The 19623-nt window shown below is 54.8% G+C and carries 21 protein-coding genes and 1 other RNA gene; 6 read left to right on the forward strand and 16 right to left on the reverse strand.

The window, feature by feature from the left end:
- Nucleotides 1-78: 78 nt before the first annotated feature.
- Nucleotides 79-2595, reverse strand: coding sequence for a cation-translocating P-type ATPase (locus F552_RS0113090; protein WP_018152209.1), 2517 nt, complete (start codon nucleotides 2593-2595; stop codon nucleotides 79-81).
- Between the two features lie 128 nt (nucleotides 2596-2723).
- Between F552_RS0113090 and F552_RS0113095 the strand changes: the two genes are divergently transcribed.
- Nucleotides 2724-3002 (forward strand): hypothetical protein, encoded by a 279-nt coding sequence (locus F552_RS0113095; RefSeq protein WP_018152210.1) that lies wholly within the window; start codon nucleotides 2724-2726, stop codon nucleotides 3000-3002.
- Nucleotides 2995-3453, forward strand: a complete 459-nt coding sequence (locus tag F552_RS0113100; RefSeq protein WP_018152211.1) for an SRPBCC family protein — start codon at nucleotides 2995-2997, stop codon at nucleotides 3451-3453. Before F552_RS0113095 ends, F552_RS0113100 begins: the two co-directional genes overlap by 8 nt.
- 5 nt (nucleotides 3454-3458) lie before the next feature.
- On the opposite strand, the gene F552_RS0113105 is transcribed toward F552_RS0113100, so the two are convergent.
- From F552_RS0113105 to F552_RS0113115, 3 genes are all read right to left on the reverse strand, one after another.
- Entirely contained in the window at nucleotides 3459-4202 is a 744-nt protein-coding gene (locus tag F552_RS0113105; RefSeq protein ID WP_245546691.1) for a substrate-binding periplasmic protein, read from the reverse strand.
- Between the two features lie 177 nt (nucleotides 4203-4379).
- Nucleotides 4380-5123 (reverse strand): substrate-binding periplasmic protein, encoded by a 744-nt coding sequence (locus F552_RS0113110; protein WP_018152213.1) that lies wholly within the window; start codon nucleotides 5121-5123, stop codon nucleotides 4380-4382.
- A gap of 321 nt (nucleotides 5124-5444) precedes the next feature.
- Nucleotides 5445-6317 carry a LysR family transcriptional regulator gene (locus tag F552_RS0113115; RefSeq protein WP_211208278.1) on the reverse strand — a complete coding sequence of 291 codons (873 nt, stop codon included), beginning with the start codon at nucleotides 6315-6317 and terminating at the stop codon, nucleotides 5445-5447.
- A gap of 90 nt (nucleotides 6318-6407) precedes the next feature.
- Here F552_RS0113115 and F552_RS0113120 point away from each other — a divergent pair, with 90 nt between their 5' ends.
- Nucleotides 6408-6839 (forward strand): DoxX family protein, encoded by a 432-nt coding sequence (locus F552_RS0113120; RefSeq protein ID WP_018152215.1) that lies wholly within the window; start codon nucleotides 6408-6410, stop codon nucleotides 6837-6839.
- A gap of 14 nt (nucleotides 6840-6853) precedes the next feature.
- Nucleotides 6854-7537 (forward strand): glutathione S-transferase family protein, encoded by a 684-nt coding sequence (locus F552_RS0113125; RefSeq protein WP_018152216.1) that lies wholly within the window; start codon nucleotides 6854-6856, stop codon nucleotides 7535-7537.
- Nucleotides 7538-7580: 43 nt separating this feature from the next.
- On the opposite strand, the gene F552_RS20120 is transcribed toward F552_RS0113125, so the two are convergent.
- The 9 genes from F552_RS20120 to F552_RS0113165 all read right to left on the reverse strand — a co-directional run bounded on the left by F552_RS20120 (nucleotide 7581) and on the right by F552_RS0113165 (nucleotide 14781).
- Complete coding sequence (locus F552_RS20120; protein ID WP_018152217.1) at nucleotides 7581-8354, reverse strand: alpha/beta family hydrolase; 774 nt, start codon at nucleotides 8352-8354, stop codon at nucleotides 7581-7583.
- Between the two features lie 548 nt (nucleotides 8355-8902).
- Complete coding sequence (locus F552_RS0113135) at nucleotides 8903-9820, reverse strand: hypothetical protein (protein ID WP_018152218.1); 918 nt, start codon at nucleotides 9818-9820, stop codon at nucleotides 8903-8905.
- 285 nt (nucleotides 9821-10105) lie between these two features.
- Nucleotides 10106-10470: a transfer-messenger RNA gene (gene ssrA, locus F552_RS20390) on the reverse strand.
- Between the two features lie 111 nt (nucleotides 10471-10581).
- Entirely contained in the window at nucleotides 10582-10917 is a 336-nt protein-coding gene (locus F552_RS0113140; RefSeq protein WP_018152219.1) for a YegP family protein, read from the reverse strand.
- Between the two features lie 108 nt (nucleotides 10918-11025).
- Complete coding sequence (locus F552_RS0113145) at nucleotides 11026-11718, reverse strand: aspartate/glutamate racemase family protein (protein WP_018152220.1); 693 nt, start codon at nucleotides 11716-11718, stop codon at nucleotides 11026-11028.
- A gap of 4 nt (nucleotides 11719-11722) precedes the next feature.
- Nucleotides 11723-12391: an HAD family hydrolase gene (locus F552_RS0113150; protein WP_018152221.1), complete on the reverse strand. Its 669-nt coding sequence runs from the start codon at nucleotides 12389-12391 to the stop codon at nucleotides 11723-11725.
- A 5-nt stretch (nucleotides 12392-12396) separates the two neighbouring features.
- A complete protein-coding gene (ubiG, locus tag F552_RS0113155; protein WP_018152222.1) occupies nucleotides 12397-13122 on the reverse strand; it encodes a bifunctional 2-polyprenyl-6-hydroxyphenol methylase/3-demethylubiquinol 3-O-methyltransferase UbiG in 726 nt (241 codons plus the stop codon).
- A gap of 25 nt (nucleotides 13123-13147) precedes the next feature.
- The gene (locus tag F552_RS0113160; protein ID WP_018152223.1) at nucleotides 13148-14467 is read right to left on the reverse strand and encodes a TRZ/ATZ family hydrolase; all 1320 of its coding nucleotides are present in this window, start codon (nucleotides 14465-14467) and stop codon (nucleotides 13148-13150) included.
- A gap of 113 nt (nucleotides 14468-14580) precedes the next feature.
- Nucleotides 14581-14781: a hypothetical protein gene (locus tag F552_RS0113165; RefSeq protein ID WP_018152224.1), complete on the reverse strand. Its 201-nt coding sequence runs from the start codon at nucleotides 14779-14781 to the stop codon at nucleotides 14581-14583.
- On the opposite strand from F552_RS0113165, the gene F552_RS0113170 reads away from it, so the two are divergent.
- Entirely contained in the window at nucleotides 14780-15523 is a 744-nt protein-coding gene (locus tag F552_RS0113170) for a hypothetical protein (protein ID WP_018152225.1), read from the forward strand. The two genes, F552_RS0113165 and F552_RS0113170, sit on opposite strands and share 2 nt — an antisense overlap.
- Nucleotides 15524-15571: 48 nt before the next feature.
- Here the strand turns inward: F552_RS0113170 and rraA are convergent, their stop codons facing one another.
- From rraA to F552_RS19380, 3 genes are all read right to left on the reverse strand, one after another.
- Entirely contained in the window at nucleotides 15572-16051 is a 480-nt protein-coding gene (gene rraA / locus F552_RS0113175) for a ribonuclease E activity regulator RraA (RefSeq protein WP_018152226.1), read from the reverse strand.
- A gap of 52 nt (nucleotides 16052-16103) precedes the next feature.
- Nucleotides 16104-16820: a type 1 glutamine amidotransferase gene (locus F552_RS0113180; RefSeq protein WP_018152227.1), complete on the reverse strand. Its 717-nt coding sequence runs from the start codon at nucleotides 16818-16820 to the stop codon at nucleotides 16104-16106.
- 260 nt (nucleotides 16821-17080) lie between these two features.
- Nucleotides 17081-18013, reverse strand: a complete 933-nt coding sequence (locus tag F552_RS19380) for a LysR family transcriptional regulator (RefSeq protein ID WP_018152228.1) — start codon at nucleotides 18011-18013, stop codon at nucleotides 17081-17083.
- A 125-nt stretch (nucleotides 18014-18138) separates the two neighbouring features.
- On the opposite strand from F552_RS19380, the gene F552_RS0113190 reads away from it, so the two are divergent.
- Nucleotides 18139-19554: an aldehyde dehydrogenase family protein gene (locus F552_RS0113190; protein WP_018152229.1), complete on the forward strand. Its 1416-nt coding sequence runs from the start codon at nucleotides 18139-18141 to the stop codon at nucleotides 19552-19554.
- Nucleotides 19555-19623 lie beyond the last annotated feature (69 nt).

Here is a 19623-nt window from a genome sequence, read left to right on the forward strand (position 1 = left end):
AGTTGAGTATATAGCGATGACCGGATTTAGGAAATGACCCGCATCAAGAAAGTATTACCCTCGCGCCAGCGTGTCTGCTTAACGATTGGTGGGTAGCAGATGATGAAAACTCCATTTGCTGACCTCAAACAGGACGATGGCACTCGCGCCCACGGCAAAGGCGGTTAACCACTGCGCTATTGTCAGTGTGGAAAAAGCAAACAGCGTCGCCAGCGACGTAAAACGGGTAATCGCCAGCAAGATCAGCAATGACGCCCCGATGATCCAGAGAGCCAGGATATTGATGCCACCCATGGCCTTCAATACGCCCGGTTTACTGGTGCGGCTGCTGAATATCAGTCCGGTATTGGCGCTGATCAGGGTAACGAATGCGGCGGCGCGTGCTGTTTCGGCTGGCGTGCCGTTTTTCAGCAGATACAGATACCAGAGTGCGACCTGCACGCTGCAGGCCAGCCCCAGTAGCAGGCTGAGTACCATGCTCGACAAGGCCAAGAGTGGTTCATTGGCCTTTCTGGGGGGGCGCTGCATGAGGTTTTCTGTGGGTGTTTCGGCCTCGAATACCACGGAACAGACCGGGTCAATCACCAGTTCCAGAAAGGCAATGTGGATCGGGGCCAGTATCAGCGGCAATCCGGTCAGTAGCGGGAAAATCGACAGGACGATAATCGGCACGTGCACGGCAAAGGTATACACCATGGCCTGGCGCAGATTGCGGAAGATGCGCCGCCCAAGGCGAATGGCGTCGACAATGGCGCCGAAATTGTCATCCAGCAGGACCAGGGCTGCTGCTTCCCGCGCGACATCGGTACCGCGTTTGCCCATTGCAATGCCGATATGGGCGGCTTTTAGGGCCGGCGCATCGTTGACGCCATCACCGGTCATGGCGACGACCTCGCCATTGGCCTTCAGGGCATTGACCAGCTGCAGCTTCTGCAGCGGGCTGACCCGCGCAAAGATGTCGACATGACGAATGGCCTTGGCCAGTGACTCGGCTGGCATGGTTTGTACATCGGCTCCCGTCAGCATCTGTGTGGTATCCAGGCCGGCCTGCTGGCCGATGGCCTTGGCCGTACGCGGGTGGTCACCCGTGATCATGATCACGCGGATGCCGGCCGAACGGCATTCAGCCACCGCCGAGGGGACTTCTTGCCGCAAGGGGTCGATCAGCCCAATCAATCCCAGAAACTCGAAGTCGAAATCATGCTGGATGTCCGGCATGGTATCGCCGTGATGGCGGGCTCTGGCAATGCCCAGCACCCGCAAGCCTTGGTCTGCCAGTTGTCCGGCCTGTTTCAGGATGTGGGATGTACGGGTTTCGTCCAGATGGCACAGGTCCAGAATGGCTTCTGGTGCCCCTTTGCTGGCGACCGTGTTGCCGGGCATGGTCTTGCTTTGCCAGAGGTGCGACATGGCCAGCAACGTGGGCGAGAGTTCATATTCGTGGGTCAGGTCCCAATCCGGATGCAGGTGCTCGGTGTTAGCGAGATAAGCATTGGCCAGACGGTGAAACGCCAGCTCCATCGGGTCATGCGGCTGCATTTCGCTGGCGAGTACGGCGTATTCCAGCAGTTCATGGAAGGCCTCCGGCAGTTCTGTGACTTGCGTCGGGTCTTGCAAGTCCAGCAGTGCATCTCCGGCAATCAGTGCTGCAACGGTCATCCGGTTCTGGGTGAGCGTACCGGTTTTGTCGACGCACAGGACGGTAGTCGCGCCCAGGGTCTCGATAGCGGACAAGTGGCGGGTGAGTACCCGTTGGGTGGCAATGCGGCGTGCGCCAAAGGCGAGAAAGACAATCAGGATGACCGGGAACTCTTGCGGCAACAAGGACATGGCCAGGGTAATGCCGGACAGCAGACCTGCCAGATAATCCCCGCGAATCCAGATAAACAGCGCCGTCAGCAGGGTACAGACGCCCAGCCCCACAACGGTCAGCCGGCGGGTCAGCGCGGCTATTTCCTGCTTGAGTGGGGAGCTGCTGGTATCGATTGCTTGCAGGGATTGCCCGATCTTCCCCAGTTGGGTGTACTGTCCGGTGGCCTCTACCCGGACCACCGCCTGCCCGCCTGTCAGCAAGGTGCCAGCAAACACGCTGCCCAGTTCTGTCGGGTCATCAGCCTGTTTGCTGACGGTCTCGGATTCACCGGTCAGCATCGATTCATCCAGCGCCAGCTCGTGCGCTTCCAGAATGCGCCCGTCCGCTGCCACCCGGTCTCCTTCACTCAGCATCATCAGGTCGCCACGCACCACTTCCCGGCCGGGCAGACGTACCGGGACACCATCGCGGATTACCAGTGCTCTGGGGCTGGAGATGTCGCGCAGGGCTTCCAGTGCCCGCTCGGTACGGCGCTCCTGGATGGTGGTCACCAGCATGATGATGACCACAAACCCCAGCAGCGTCAGCGCCTCGCCAATATCGCCGATCAGCAGATAAATGCTGCCGGCGCCCAGTAGCAAAATGAACATCGGCTCGCGGATGACTTCGAGGGCAATGCGGTAAAACGAGCGTTGCTGGTCGATAGCCAGCTCATTGAATCCTTCTGCGGCTTGCAGGGCATTCGCTTCATCGGTGGTCAGGCTGGCGTGCTGGCGAGGCATGAGGGTATCCGGGCTGATGGTCACTTCAGCATAGCATCAAACCCGGAAAGCGGTTTGCGATAGCGCAAGTCTTTACATGTATTTGGTATTTATGTACCATGGTAACAAATGAATTATGGAGAAACAGCATGGCAGAAAACAAACCGATTCTGGTGGAGCGGGTACAAACAGGGGTGCGCCTGGAAAAACGGCTCCTGAAAGTCCTCAAGGGGCTGGCGGAGCACAAAGACATGTCACTCGGGGATCTGCTGGAAGGCATTTTGCTGCATGTGTTTGAAGGCAAGCAGCCGTTCTCCGAAGAAACCCTGCAGACCATTGCCAAACTCAAAGACGTCTACGGACTGGATCTGGATGCCGATGCCAGCCACCAGATGACGGATGGTCAGGAAGGGGAATCCCGTGTTTGAAGCCCTGCACGAACACGTGACGCATCGCATCGAACTGCCGATGCCGATCGAAGCCTGCTTCCCGTTATTTACCGCCCAAGGGGAAACCTTGTGGGTGCCCGACTGGCACCCGGTCTACGTTTATCCGGCAGATGGTCATACGACCCAAGGAATGGTGTTTATCACCGGTCAGTGTGACGAAACTACCTACTGGACCATGGTGGATTATGATCCGCTCCATCATTTCTCCCGCTACGCACGGGTCACGCCGGGTTCCCGGTCGGTGATGGTAGAGGTCAGGTGCGAGGCAGTGGCAGAAAATACCACCGCTGTACAGGTCAGCTATACCCTGACCGGGCTTAGCGAAGCAGGGAACCAGAGCATTCGCACTTTTGTTGGCGATGCCTATGTGGCCATGATTGAAGAATGGCGGACACTGATTCTGGCCTGGCTGGCACGAAGCGCAGGGTAAGTGAATCAGTTTTTGCGGGAGTTAAACCCGTAACGCTGTTCGATGGCGCCGATGGTGCCATCGTTTTCCATCTCTACCAGGATCCTGTTCAGCTGGTCTACCAGCCGGCTGGACACGCTGGGATGGCAGGCCAGATACAGTTCAACCCGGTTAAAGGTCAGTACAGGCACAATGCGGTCATCGTAAGCATTGTCTTCTACCGCACCTTGCGCCTCGAAGGGGCTGCTGGCCCAGAGATCAATGCGATTGGCGCGTAGCTTGACCGGGTTCAAGGCGTCATCAGGGGCGGTATCTACCGTAAAGCCTTTATCACGCAAGAAACTGTCCCGCACATCGGCGTTGTAGGTGCCAATCACATACTGTCTGGCATCTTCCAGATCCGTCAGGTGAATATTGCGGTCAGCTTTGCCATACAACACCCACAGATTGAACGCCAGTGGCCCCACCCATTTGAAGTGCGGCTCTCGTTCTTTGGTGCGGGTAGTAGAAAAGACACAGGTCTGGGGTAGCTCGAAAGCCATTTTATAAGCCCGTGCCCAGGGTAGCATTTCCAGTTTGAACGGGCGTTTGGCACGGCGCATCATCTCGACCACTTTATCGGTGGCGATACCGGCAATTTTGCCGTCAATTCGCGTGTTGTAAGGCGGAGACTCCTCGGTCACCAGATGCAGGGTGTCAGCGGCCAGTGCAGGAGAGGCCAGCCCAACTGCCAGTAGACTGCTTGCCACAAGTCTGATGAAGGTTTTCAAGGCCGTACTCCCCATCTCCACCCTATTGCAGTTTGCTGCAATATCAAGTGCTTACTTTAAATCTAGTCTGATATTTGCAACTTGCAAGGATGAATGATGAGGCAGGGACGTATGACGTACACTGGCCGGCCATGCATGGCGGCATGGCCGGGTGTTAATCCAGCGGGGGGCAATCCATCAGTTGCTGCGGGTTCCAAAGCCGTAGCGCTGCTCGATTGCGGCAGAGGTGCCATCCTTTTGCATTTCGCCCAGAATGCGGTTCAGCCGCGCCACCGTTCTCTCCGGCATGGCCAGGTTGCAGGCCAGATACAGCTCTGCCTTGTTAAAGGTCAGTACGGGCACGATGGTTTCTTGTGCATTCTCTGCTACCAGCACGGTTTGTGCCTTGAACGGGCTGGATACCCACAGGTCAATCCGGTTGGCCAGCAGTTTTTTCGGGTTGAGATCGTCATCGGGGGCGGCATCCACGCGGTAGCCCCGTTCCCGGAAGAAGGTATCCCCCACGTCCGACGTATAAGTGCCGATCAGGTAAGGGCGGGCGTCTTCCAGCGTTTGCAAGTGAATGTGGCGGTCTGCCTTGCCGTACAGAATCCATTGGTTGATGCCCAGCGGGCCGACCCAGCGAAATTTTGACTCCCGCTCCATGGTCCTGGTTGTCGAGAAGACACAGGTCTTGGGCAAATTGCTGGCCATCATGTAGGCGCGTGCCCAGGGCAGCAATTCCAGTTCATACGCCATATTCGCACGGCGCATCAATTCAATGGTTTTTTCGGTCGCAAGACCAGAGATTCTGCCGTGAACCAGGGTGTTGTAGGGCGGGTTTTCTTCGGTCACCAGATGCAGGCTGTCCGCCTGCGCCAGGCGGGTAGTGACGCCAAGTACCAGTAAGATTGTAAGGAGTACTGAACCGCTTTTTATCATGTCGTGTCCCCAAGGCCGTGCGGTCGAATCAGGTCAGGGAGTACTCCCGTTGACATGATGATCGCTTGCTAAACAGGCCGGGCCAGCCTGCAGGGGTGAACAGGAATAGCCCGGACATTTCTGCCTCACCCGTTGTGAAGGTGTTGGCTTTGCCGCTTGCCTGTGTGGGCAGGCAACAATGGCAGCAGGTCTTAACGGTGGGCTGCACTATATCCTAAGTTGCTGCAAAGGTCATCCGGATGACATATCAAAATGTCAATGAAGGCCCAAATACATTCAATATCTTGCGTTATGCATGCCAGTCAGGGCCTGGGGACATATCTAGCCAAGCGTGAGATGCGCCGCCAGATGGCTGAAAACGGCAGACACCCTGCGCAAATGCCGGGATTCGGTATGGGTTAACAGCCAGAGTTCAGTCTGGCATTCATCCAGCACCTCGGTAAGCTGAATCAGGTCTGTACGGCCTTGCACCAGAAACAGCGGCAAAACCCCCACCGCCAGACCATGTGTCACAAATTCGGCCACGGTCAGAATGCTGTTCACCCGATAGGTCGGCACCACTTTCGGGAAATGCTTTTTGCGCCATACCACCGACGGGTGGTCGGGCAGGGCATCATCGGGTGCAGCCCAGCAGGCCTCTGCCGCCAGGTCAGCCGTCAAGGACTGATAACCCGTGTGCCTGGCAGCAAACAGGGCCACCCGGATCGGCCCGACATGCTTGCCAACCAGATGCTGGGGCGGACGCTTGGTGGCACGAATGGCAATGTCGGCATCTCGCCGGGTCAGGCTGGCCAGCTCGTTGCCCGCATGCAGCTCGAAACTCAGTAACGGGTGCCTGGCCTGTAATGCCCCCAGTGCCGGTACCACCAGGCCATTCAAGATACTGTCCGTGGTGGTAATGCGGACAGACCCTGCTGCCTGCTCCGGGTGCAGCTGGGCGACAGACCTTGCGGCCTCCAGAGCGGCTTCCATTTGCTCTGCATGGCTGGCCAGGGCTTGTGCCATTTCCAGCGGCAGATAACCCGAGCGCGAGCGTTCATACAGGCGTTGCCCCAAGCCTTTTTCGATCCGCTGGATCGTCCGGAACACGGTGGAGGCATCCACGGCCAGCCTTTCCCCTGCGCTGGCCAATGTCCCGGTTCGGTTTAAGGCCAGAATCATTTCCAGATCGGCAGCACTGATGTTGTATTGCATTTTTGCATTCATGGTTTGTATTGGTGCTTATTTTTATTGCAATTCAGAAACATTACATTACATGAACCCTTTGTTCAATGGAGTCATGTCATGAAACATCACCTTGCCCCAAGTGCCGTCCCTAACGCAAGCGACTACGGCACCACCCTGCTGCGCCTCAGTCTCGCCGTCATGTGGATTGCCCATGCCTTACTCAAACTGCTGGTCTTTACCTTGCCCGGCACCGCGCAATTTTTTGCATCGGTCGGGTTTCCCGGTTGGCTGGCCTACCCGGTCTTTGTCATCGAATTGCTGGGCGGTGTGGCGCTGCTGCTTGGCATCTATGCCCGTCAGGTATCCCTGGCCTTGCTGCCAGTCATGCTGGCTGCCGTATCGGTACATGCCGGTAATGACTGGGTGCATACCAGCCCGAATGGCGGATGGGAATATCCGGTCTTCCTGAGTGTCGCTTCTGTGGTGCTGTGGTTGCTGGGCGACGGTGCATTTGCCTTGCGCCGCAGTACCCGTTTTGTCCCCGTATAATGAAGGAGTTCATCATGGCAACCAACCTTACCCTGATCAGTCATCCCCTGTGCCCGTATGTGCAGCGAGCCGCCATTGTGCTGGCAGAAAAACACATCCCGTTCGAACGCATTGATATCGACCTGGCCAACAAGCCGGACTGGTTTCTCGCCTTGTCGCCCCTGGGGAAAACGCCGCTCTTGCTGGTCGATGGCCAGCCTGTCTTCGAATCCGCCGTCATCTGCGAATATCTGGAAGACACCACCCCCCATCAACTGCACCCGGCAGACCCGCTGGTACGGGCGCAACACCGGGGCTGGATCGAGTTTGCTTCCAGCGTGTTGGGTGTCATCGCCGGGCTGTACGGTGCGCAGACCGAACCTGCATTGGCCACCCGGGTGGCAGAGCTCAGGAGTAAATTTGCGACTCTGGAAGCCGCACTGGGAGAAGGGCCTTACTTTGCCGGCTCACCGTTTTCAATTGTGGATGCTGCCTTTGGCCCGGTGTTTCGCTACTTCGATGTCTTTGATACGGTTGAAGATTTTGGTGTATTTGAAGCCACGCCCAAGGTAAGGCAGTGGCGTGCCGCCTTGCGGCAACGGGCATCAGTCAAGAACGCGGTCAGCGCCGATTATCCCGAACTGTTGCGCACCTTTCTGGCCCGTCGCGATTCCGCCTTGTCCGCGCGGATGACGGTAGAGGCATGTGCCATTGGCTAACCATGTCCACCCCGGTGCCGGGGACCCGGCATCGGGGTGACTGTCATAACCCCAGAAACGAGCGAATATCCTCAAACAGGCTGTCCAGCAAATCCGCACTCAGATGCTGGTAGTCATGATCGGTCTCGATCAAGCGCATGCTGATCTGGTCAGATAACGTGTAAGTGCTTGCCACATGTGCGCCACCATATTCATCCTGATGGCCCTGAATAATCCGCATGGGTTTGCTGATAAAGGCCAAATGCCGGGTGCGGTAGGGTTCATCCGGCTGCTCCGGATGCTTGAACGGGTAGCCAAAACAGACCAGTTTGCTAACTTCCGGCATGTCATGCAACAGAGAACACAGCACCCCGCCTGCCGAATGCGAAATAAACGATACTTGCTTGCTGGCACACGCTACTCGTATAAATGCCCGTAAATGGGGCAGGTGGGCATGGTGTCCGCGGATTTTACGCAGCATGAATCCCCACCGGAAAGGATGGCTAAGCCAGAACCCCCATTTGATGAATTCACGCATCAGACCCTTCACGTGCCTGTTTTGATTCAGAAACTGACCAGGACGAGAATGCACATAACGCGCAAATGCTGCCCCCAGCATTTTGCCCGTGGTCTGGGTTTTGCTCTCATACCACAACACACCAATACCGAGTGCATGCAGGCGCCAGATCAGCGAATCTATCGACCCGGAGGTTTTGGTATGATCATTGCGCCCCACCACCACTAGCAGACGTTCTGCCTGCAAAGACCCGACATAGCGAAGATTGGCTCCGCGAAAGTGCAGTGTGCTGAATGGGAAGGTGGGTGAATGGCTGCTCATGGTGGGGATAAAGTTTATTCGCGTCGAGCGGGGCATTTTGCAGGCAGCAAGCCAGCAGGGGAAGTGTACGTTGGTACAACGACAATATAAAACTTGCAAATAAATATATGACAGCCAGCCGATTCCTTGCGGACAATCCCGTAAACCGCTTTATTGAGACTTGCCTGGACTACCACCAGTTCAGGAGACAAATTTTGACCTCACATTGAGGCGCGCTCGTATGCCTCAAGGCTAACATGACCCAGATGGCTATGGCACAGTTTGTGACATCCTGTGCCTTTAGATGTAACCCGTATTCATCACGCGCATGCGGCTGTAGAAGTTTCATCCCTACAATTCAGTTGGGTCAATGGGCGAATTAGTAGTGTAGCTTTTATAGCTGTCTCTAAGCACTACCTATCATCTGGCGGGCAATGTCGAGTCTCGGGAGGTGTTAGTTTGATTTTATGTCTGTGATTACAGGCAGTTCAGATTGATGACACCCCCCTAAAAATACGGGGGATCATCAATCTGACCCGCCACGGCGGGTTTTTCTATTCGCGGCTAATTCAAAGCATCGGCGCATTCTTACCAATGTCGCATAGGGTATCCAGAATTTTCTTATATTTCCCAGCGGCGGTTACAAATGCAGAAGCGTCGTTACTCGTTCCAATCATTCCTGACTTACAGTCGGCAAAATACAGTGTCACCTTACGTGGATAATGATTTGATCCGGCAATCTCTGAAACAACAATCCCAGAGACTAACCCACGACCTTTTCTAACGGTACTTGAGTCAACATAACTCACCGAGGTGCCGTATTGCACTTTTTCTGTATTTAAAATAGCTTTTGTATCTTTAGTTGCCTGATCATTGTTGTCAGTTACAGTTTTACGTGCACCATTGTCCTGGATGGACTCTGATGCAGGCGCTTCGATGTAGTTAAAATTCGAGAAAAGAGATTCCACTTTGCTTGAAAGAAGCTCGAGGACCGCCCGCGTTCCAGTAACATCAAGAATCGCCACTCCATTATTTGAACCAATAATAAGCGATTTTATTGCTTTCTCAGGCTTAAAAAATCCACCGGGGATAACTTGAACAGTAGTAAGCGAGTCAAACCCATTATGTTTTGATCTGCTTACATTACCTGCTTTCATTGATACGACAGCATAAAGATTATCAAATGACACCCCGTTTGTAGCGGAAAGCATTGCAAACACGCAATTATCTTCATCAAACTTACTAGAGTTTTCCTTGCAGCCCATAAGCACGTTTTCGATATGGTCAGCTCCACCTGTTAACCGTAGGGCGGCGAACACTTGCTTGTCTAATTCATTCTTACTATCTCTTTTAAAGTTAACCCATTCCTTAAGGTCGTACTTAATGGAAAAGTTGCCGTCTTTTCCGATGATAGTTGACGTTGTATCTAAGGCGAACACTCCATTTGCGATCAATAGCGTGGCTAAAAGAATCAATAATTTTCTCATGGCATACCCTTATTGCATTTTTATTGATTCTACCTTATGACTATCCGGTCGCAAACATGCCTTTTCATCCGCTAAGTGTGAATGCCTTGCCAGCTGATTTGCTGCATTCGCTGTGGTGTCGATTAAAGGCATTTGTGGGTATCTCGTCTGGAGAGATCAGGAATTACCCCCAAGTACCCCTGCTGATCAAAGAAATGTATAGGAATGTTTGGGACGTAAAAAAAGCCAGAAACCCTGATTTTGCTAGGTTTACTGGCTTTCTTTAGACTTCGTTGGAAGTGAATATGGTGGAGGCGGCGGGAATTGAACCCGCGTCCGCAAGCCCTCTACAGCAAGTTCTACATGCGTAGTCGAATTAATTTGTATTTAACTGTGGACACGCCAACCGACAGGCTTGGACACAGCGAGTGACCTTGGATTTAGTATCTGTTCAAGTCACCCGGACAGACACGATCTGATGTAAATGACGTTGCTGCGGGTTACCCCGCCTGACCCATCAGAGAATCAGAGCAACGGCCGGCAGGTTATTAAGCTGCTAGGGCGTAAGTTTCGTCGTTTGCGACTAAATTTGTTCAGTGTTTTACGGGATGACTGAAATCCCGGCATGCCCTCGTCTGCTTTGCAACCCACGTCGAAACCAGGTCGCCCCCAGATAAAGCAATTCAAGTATACCACGGAAAGGTACGGTTGCCACCAGACACCCCCAAAGACAAAGCCCTGCCGGACGACAGGGCTTTGAGCGTGGATAAACGGTGGCTTGCTCAGGCTTCTGCTTCAACCACGTCCGCGTCTGGTGCGTTCTTTTGCACGGACTCAATGCCGTTTTCCATGGCACTGGCAGAAGAATACATTTCGCTGCGGCCGATTTCCTGGCCGTTACCGGCTTTCAGTACAAAGTAAGGTTCGCCATTTTTGGATTCGCGGCGTTCAAAACGGCCGTCTTCTGCTGCATTCTTTTTGACGGATTCGATACCATTCAAGGCAGCTGCCTTGGTGTTGTAGATTTCACTGGTCAGGATGATCTGGCCATTGCCTGCCTTCAGGTTGAACATGAAGCCATCGTTTTTGGTGGGTTTTAGTTCAAATTTGCCTGCCATATTCATCTCCGGATCAAATATAAAAGGTGGTTGTCGCATGGTTTTGCCACATGCTTACTATGGCAAATTCATAGCGATCAGGCAATGGGTGCGGGATAAATCTTTGACTCAGGCCAGCGACCAGCGGGCGGCGGCTTCTGCGTGCAGGCGGGTGGTATCAAACAGGGGGAGCGGGCTGTCTTCCGGGTGAATCAGTAACGATAACTCGGTACAGCCCAGAATGATACCTTCAGCTCCCTGATGCGCCAGTTGCTGCAGGATGCGTTTGCAGCGCTGACGTGAGGTATCGCTGATCATGCCCTGGCAGAGTTCGCTAAAGATGATCCGGTGCAGGTCGTCACGCGCTTGTGCATCCGGCACCACGCACTCGATCTCGTAGTGTGACAGCAGGCGATCGGTATAAAAAGGTTGTTCCATGGTAAAGCGGGTGCCTAGCAGCCCGACTTTGCCATACCCTTGCTGCAGGATGTATTCGCCTGTGGGGTCGACAATATGCAATAGCGGAATATCTACGGCGTTGCTGATGGCATCGGCTACTTTGTGCATGGTGTTGGTACAGAGTACCAAACCTTCTGCACCTGCCTGCGCCAGTTGCCGGGCGGCATTGGCCAGTCTCTGGCCGGCCTCGTCCCACTGGCCGTTTTTTTGCAGCTCGGCAATCTCGGCAAAATCAAGGCTGGCCAGCAGCAAGCGGGCAGAGTGAAGCCCGCCCAGCTGTTGGCGGATGGTCTCGTTGATATAGCGGTAATAGGGCAGGGTAGATTCCCAGCTCATACCGCCGATGAGACCCAGCATTTTCATCGGATCAGGCGTCCGGAATCAGTTCGATCAACTGGTCGGGAGTATCGATGGTGAAGACTGCTCCCCAGGTATCGGGCGTATCGTCTTCAGAGATGTAGCCATAATTGGCCAGCACCGTGGTCATGCCAGCTGCACGTCCGGCTTCGATATCGCGCTCTGCATCCCCCACGTACCAGCAGTCTTCCGGGTTCACGCCCAGTTCAGCTGCCGCATGGTACATCGGTTTCGGGTCCGGTTTGGCAACACCAACGGTATCGCCGCTGACGACGGTACCGGGTTCGGTCGTGAAGCCAAGCTTTGGCACCAGCCGGTCGGTAAAACGCATCGGCTTGTTGGTGACAATCCCCCACTTGATGCCTTTGGCAGTGAGCTGGTTCAGCAGTTGGTCTACGCCGTCAAACAGCACAGTGCGGTCGCAGAACAGATGCTCATAGTGGTTCAGGAATCGCAGCCGGTAACTCTCGAACTGATGATGATTCTTGTCGATACCAAAGCCGAGCTGGATCAAGCCGCGGGCACCATGAGAGGCCACCGGGCGGATACGGGTATACGGTACGCTGGCTTGCCCTTCTTCTTTTAACAGGCAGTTCAGTGCGCCACCCAGATCAATGGCGGTATCGGCCAGTGTGCCGTCCAGATCAAATAAAATGGCTGCGGGGCGTTTGTAGGTCATCCGGGTCAGTCCTTGCGGCAAGCCATCATGTAATTTACGGCGGTATCGTCAGAGAGTGCATAGCTCTGGTTCACCGGATTGTATGTCAGCCCAGTCATTTCAACCAGCGTCAGGCCGGCAGCACGTACCATGCGTCCAAGCTCGGACGGTTTCATGAATCGGCTATATTCGTGCGTCCCTTTGGGCAGCATGCCCAGCAGGTATTCTGCGCCCAACACCGCCATCACATAGGCTTTGGGGTTACGGTTCAGTGTCGAGAAGAACACGTATCCACCCGGTTTGACCAGTTTGGCACAACTGGCCACGATGCTGGCCGGGTCTGGCACGTGCTCCAGCATTTCCATGCAAACCACGCTATCGAATGCGCCCGGATTTTCTTCCGCAAACTGCTCGGCCGGCACGCACTGGTAAGTTACCTTGTTACCGCTTTCCAGCAGATGCAGGCGGGCGACTTTCAGCGATTTCTCGGCCAGATCAATGCCGGTGACCACGGCCCCTTTTTCGGCCAGGCCTTCACTGAGAATGCCGCCGCCACAGCCAACATCCAGCATGGTCTGGCCGTTGATGCCGGCAATGCGCTCGATGAAGTGGATGCGCAGCGGGTTGATGTCGTGTAGCGGTTTGAACTCGCTGTTCTTGTCCCACCATTTGTGGGCCAGCTGGCTGAATTTGTCGATCTCGGTCGGGTCGACGTTCACTTCGCGCAGGTTGTCAGTCGGGGTTGCTGTCATGTGTCTTCCTTGGCGTTGCGGCTGCTCAGGCGCTCAGTTTGTGTTGCCATGCCTTGGCCTTGGCTTTCAGTTCGGCCTCGTCCACGGTGGTCAATTCGCGATTGTTCAGAACATGGCTACCGTTCACCCATACGTTGGTCACATGCTCACGGCCAGCGACATAGACCAGTTGCGAGGTCGGGTCAAAGCAGGGCTGGCAGGCCAGATCAGACAGGTCTACGGCGGTGATGTCGGCCAGTTTGCCGATTTCCAGCGAGCCCAGGTCGTGTTCTTTGCCCAGTGCGCGTGCGCCGCAGATGGTCGCCATTTCCAGTGCCTTGGTGGCAGGGACCACTTCCGGATTCTCAACGCCGACTTTGGCCAGCAGGGCGGCGGTGCGCATCTCGGTAAACATGTCGATACGGTTGTTAGACGCTGCACCATCGGTACCGATACCGACGTTGATATTGAAGTCATGCAGGGCCGGTACCGGGCAAATGCCGGAAGCCAGTTTCATGTTGGAAGACGGGTTGTGTGCAATGTGCACGCCATGCTCGGCCAGCTGGGCCATTTCGTCTTCCAGCAGGTGCACCATGTGGACGGCAATCAGGCGCGGGCTTAACAAGCCCAGGCGGGCCAGTCGTTCCAGCGGACGAACACCATGTTCCTTGATGCTACCTTCGATTTCGGCACGGGTTTCGTGGATGTGGCAGTGAATCTGCATGTCCAGCTGATCTGCCAGCATGACCATGCGCTCGAACGTGTGGTCAGAAATGGTGTACGGCGCGTGTGGCGCCATGGTGAATTGCAGCAACGGGTGGTCGCCAAAACGGCTATGGGCTTCCAGACCTTTTTTCAGGTAATCATCCGCATCCACCGCGTACTGGGTCGGGAACTCGATGACGTTCACGCTGATGGCCGCGCGGATTTGCGCGTCAATCATGGCTTGTGCCGTTGGTGACGGGAAGAAATACATGTCGTTCAGGCAAGTGACACCGCTCTTGATGGATTCTGCGGCAGCCAGCAAGGAACCGTCATAGACAAACTGCTCACCCACATGCTTTTTCTCGGCCGGCCAGATATGGTCGTTCAGCCAGGTCATCAGCGGCAGGTCATCTGCAAACCCGCGCAGCAGGTTCATGGCAGAGTGCGTGTGCAGGTTGATCAGGCCGGGGATCAATGCCTGACCCGGCAAACGGATACGATGACTGGCTTCAAAGGCTTTTTCAGCTTCAGCGGTTGGCAGAATGGCCACGATACGTCCCTGGCTGACGGCGATGGCATGGTCTGTCAGGACGGTATTGTTATGGTCCACCGTAATAATCCAGCTGGCGGAAATCAACGTATCAATTTGATGAGGTAGCATGATGGTTGTCTTTAAAATGGGCAGGAACAAACAGTTCTAAGTATATGCGACTATTTTACCTGAGTTCTTCGGGCTGTGCTGCCTGTACCGACAGCAAACCAGGCGAATTTTATTCATGCTGTTTGCGCATAAAATATGCTGTATGGATGCGTGGCGCTTGTTTTTGATATATGCTGATGGCCTGAAAATGCATGTGCACCATACCATGCCGCCAGCTGGCAGGCCATGATGGACGGAAAAACATAATAGGCAGGAAATTGTATGCAATCGATGAAATCATCCAAACGCGCTTTTTTGATCATGGCTTGTGTCATGACGATGCCTGCCTTTTGTGGTTCTTTCCAGACCCCCAAGCAATTGGTGGATGAATTCAACCAGCGCTTGCAAACCGGTGTCGAAGTATCTGACCAGCTCTGGTTCGGTGAAAAGACCTTGCCGCTGCCGCCCGGCAAATGGGTGGTGGTGGCTGGGGATGCTGAAACGACCAATACCACGATTCAGGGCGGTGGCACTTTGTACGATAGCGGTGCCTATGCTTCGGTCAGCCTGATCCAGTGGAACCCTGAGCACACCACGGTGAGTGAGCGTTTATCGTTTGCCGGCCAGATTACCCCGGCCAAGGGGAGCGGCTGGTACGATAAAAGTGCCTTGTGCAAACCCTTGAAGTACAGCAGCGTTTTTAAGCAGGACATACGCAATAACTGGGAAGACAAGCAGGATTGCTCTGCCACTTACATCGATACCTTGCGTGCCGATGAGGCGGATGCCAGCCGCTTTGCCAAGAAGGAAGCGGCTGGCTACCAGCAACTGGGGGTACCGCTACCGCTGATCTTTATCGTGCACGGTACCTTCATGTCGAAATACATGAATGCGATGAGTATCCATTACGGCCTCAATATGGATGCGGCGTCGGACAAGCCCAAAGAGCTGGCGTACTGGAGTGACATGGACTGGAACAACAAATCGCTGGATGACGGACAGCAGGCATTTGTCGGCAAGGTGACATCCCTGGGGGATGTTTTGCGGACACAATTGAAAACGGCGATCGGGTTTTAATCCGTCGCCGTCGCCGTCATCGATAGTGATTGCGCTTTGTGCGGGGGGTTACCAGAGGGCTGATGCCGACAGGATGATGCCATCTTCATCGACATAGACATAATCGTTCGGGTGAAAATGTACGTCTGCAAAATACACGGTCAGGTTCTTTTCGCCCACCCCGCGTTTGACGCTCTTGAGCGGGTGGGTATTCAAAGCGCGCACGCCGATGGGCAGTGCATTGATGGCAACGCTGTCGCGGATGCAGCCATTGACAATAATCCCAGCCCAGTGGTTATCCACGGCCAGGGCCGCAATCTGGTCACCGACCAGCGCGCAACGCATGGAGGCGCCGCCATCCACCACCAGTACCTTGCCTTCGCCGGGTTCTGACAGTGCTGTTCTGACCAGTGAATTGTCTTCAAACAGTTTGAGGGTCACGATCCGGCCGTAAAAGCGCGGCTCGCCACCATAAGATTTGAAGATGGGGGCTGCAATCTGCAGATGCTCGCTGTGCGCATCACATAAGTCGGTGGTCAGAAATGCCATTTTTCTTTTCCTGAGTAAAGCCGCGGCAGGCAGGTGACCATGCTGGCGGTAACTATCTGTTTAACCCTTGAATCCACTCGCTGTAGATGTGGCGGGCAATACGGTTACTCTCCGGTATGCTTTTTTCCAGAGAGGCCAGAATACTGTCGGATGACTGGACACTCTCGTGGTGCTGTACGGCGTTGATTTCGCTCTGTTCTTCTACAGCCCAGTGACGTACTTTAGCCGCATTTACCTCGCAATGGAACTGCATTGCGAGGTGTTTTTGACCAATCACAAAGGCTTGATGCGCCCAGTACGGACTTTTTGCAATCAGGCGTGCGCCTTCCGGCAGGGAAAACCCTTCGCCGTGCCACTGGAACAGCGGTACGGTCGATTCTCCGCCCAGCCAGCGCTTGGCATCGGCAACATCCGGCATATGGATCTGGCTCCAGCCGATTTCCGGCATCGGTACGGGGCCTACCTTGCCGCCCAAAGCCTTTGAAATCAGCTGCCCACCCAGACAATGTCCGATGACAGGAATGTCTTTGCGAATGGCTTCTTGCACCAGTGCCATTTCCTGTTTGAGCCAGGGCAGGGTATCGTCATCATTGACACTCATGGGTCCGCCCAGCATGCAGTAGCCACTGAACGCATCCAGATTGTCTGGTAGCGGATCATGCTGGTCCATCCTGAACAAGGTCCAGGGAATCTGTTTTTCGGTCAGGAAATCGGCAAAGAAATCCGGTGTGTCGTGATGAACTTGCTGAACAATGGCAACGGGTTTCACAGAGACTCTCTTGCGGGTATATAACAAAATGGCAATGGCGCCGCTTATTGTCCGTATCTTTGGGGTTTGGCGCAGAAAACTCAAGTTGAAAACTGAAATTGTGTGTTGCAGATATACGAAGTAACACGCTGGCCGGCCGTATCGCCATCCTGCAAGCAGGGTGGATGGCAGAGCAGATAGCCAGCTGTTTTTAAAGGGTAAAAAACGGCGTATGCTAGACGTTAACGGCGCTGTTTACCCTTGATGGGCAATGGCTACGCTCACTGGCTGGGCGGCGGTGGCGGCACGACCAGGTTGTTATCCCGCAGGTATTGCTGCACGTGCTCCAGAAAAGCGGCGACTTTCGGGGAAAGCAGCCGGCGCTGCGGATAAACAGCGTACAGGGTATCCAGCTGGTCATCCACCACGCTTTGCCAGTCGGGCAACACGCGGATCAGCGAGCCGGTGGAGAGTTCGTTCTGAATGAGTTTGTTGGGCAAGCGGCAAATACCCAGACCGGCCAGCGTCAGTTGCTTCAGGCTGCTGATGCAGTTGCTTTGCAAGTGACCGGTCGGGACGACTTTTTCGCGCTTACCGTTTTTCTGGAACTGCCACACCATATCGCGGTTGGTGCGGTTGTACGGGATGCAGTCGTGATTTTTCAGGTCTTCCGGCGTGGTCGGAATGCCATGCGACGCCAGATAGGCGGGGCTGGCGCATAAGCTGCGATCGAAACGGAACAGGGTTCTGGCCACCACGCTGGAGTCATGCGTATTCCCTTGCCGGATGGCGACATCGAAACCGACGTCGATCAGGTTGAGATAATCGTCTGATAACTGCAGGTCGATTTTGACTGTGGGGTACTTTTTCAGGAAAGACGGAATCGCCGGCACAATGTACAAGGTGGTGAGTACCAGCGGAGCCGTCAACCGCAGGGTGCCGCTTGGCCGTTGTGTCAGCTGGTTGAGGACCGCGCTGCCGCTTTCGTGTGCTTCCAGCAGCGCTTGTGCGTGCGGCAAGTAGTGCCGGCCAGCTTCCGTGAGGGAGACATTGCGGGTGGATCGCTGCAGCAAGCGGGCTCCCAACGCGACCTCCAGTTGCTGGATCTGGCGGGTCACCGTAGAGGGGGTAACGCCAAAACGGGTAGCGGCAGAGGCAAAGGTACTGTGCTCGGCCACATGTACAAAAAGCTGCACGGCTTGCAAGGTAATCATTATTGCACTTTTGCTAATAAATAATTGCCATAATAGGGCTTGGTTGCAATGAGCGCAATGCTTATGATGCGTGTTATCGGTAGCGGTAGTGTATAGGTGCTACACGTACATCCTGGAGAAGATTTATGAAGCGCTATGAAAAACTGTTTATCAATGGTGACTGGGTTGAAGCCCATGGCAAGGGTTTTACCACGCTGGTGAATCCGGCGACGGAAGAAGCTTTTGCCGAAGTGATCAATGCCGATCAGGATGACCTGAATCGCGCGGTTGCCGCTGCCAAGGCCGCGTTTACGACCTGGTCCCAGACTACGTCGGATGAGCGTGCAGAATACATCCGCAAGCTGCAGAAAGCCCTGGAAGCCCGCAAGGAAGAACTGGCCGTGGCCATGTCCCAGAGCATGGGCTGCCCGATCAAATGGGCGCGCATCATTCAGGTGAACTGCGTGTCTGCTTTTGCCAAGTTTGCTGATCGCACCAAAGAGATGGACGTGGTGAAAGAAGTGAACAACTCGCTGGTGGTACGTGAGCCAGTAGGTGTGTGTGCCTTCATTACCCCATGGAACTACCCGCTGTACCAACTGATCGGCAAGGTTGCACCTGCGCTGGCCGCCGGTTGTACCATGGTGCTGAAGCCTGCTTCCATTACCCCGCTGCAAGACATTATCTTTGCCGAGTGCGTCAAGGAAATCGGCTTGCCAGCCGGCGTATTCAACCTGATCACCGGCAAGGGTGGTGAACTGGGCGATGCCCTGGTGACCCATCCTGATGTCGATATGGTGTCTTTCACCGGTTCTACCAATACCGGCGCACGCATTCAGCGCCTGGCTGCAGACACCATCAAGCGTGTTTGCCTGGAACTGGGTGGCAAATCACCATTGATCATTACCGAAGACGCGCCATTGGCTGACGCCGTGCGTGGCGGTGTGCGTGACGTGCTGATCAACTCTGGCCAGACCTGCGTTTGCCAGACCCGTATGCTGGTACCACGCAGCCGCTATGAAGAAGCGACTGTGCTGGCCAAAAAGTTTGTGGACGAAATGCCGGTTGGCCCAACCGACAGCGAAGAGACCGATATCGGCCCGTTGAGCTCCATGGCACAGCGTGAAACCGTCTTGAAATACATCCAGATTGGTCTGGACGAAGGTGCCAAACTGGTCACCGGCGGTCTGGAGCGCCCAGAAGGCTGTGAGAAAGGTGCTTACGTCAAGCCGACCATCTTCCGTGATGTGAACAACAAGATGACCATCGCCCAGGAAGAAATCTTCGGGCCGGTGATTGCCATGATTCCTTACGATACGCTGGAAGAAGCCATCGAAATCGCTAACGACAGCAAATACGGCCTGTCATCCGGCGTTTGGGCGGCCAACAAGGAAGAGGGCCTGAAAATTGCCCGTCGCATCCGTGCTGGCCAGTGTTATGTCAACGGTGGCGATTTTAACTACGATGCGCCATTGGGTGGCTACAAACAATCCGGCAATGGCCGCGAATGGGGCGATTTCGGGATTCACGAATTCTTCGAAATCAAATCCATTCAGCTGTAGTCTGATGTGTGTTGGGCGTTACGCTAACGGGTAACGCCATGTGTGGTTGGTCTCTAGGCCCCTTCATCG

The sequence above is a fragment of the Leeia oryzae DSM 17879 genome, assembly GCF_000376945.1.
In the GTDB taxonomy this organism is placed as follows: Bacteria; Pseudomonadota; Gammaproteobacteria; order Burkholderiales; family Leeiaceae; genus Leeia; species Leeia oryzae.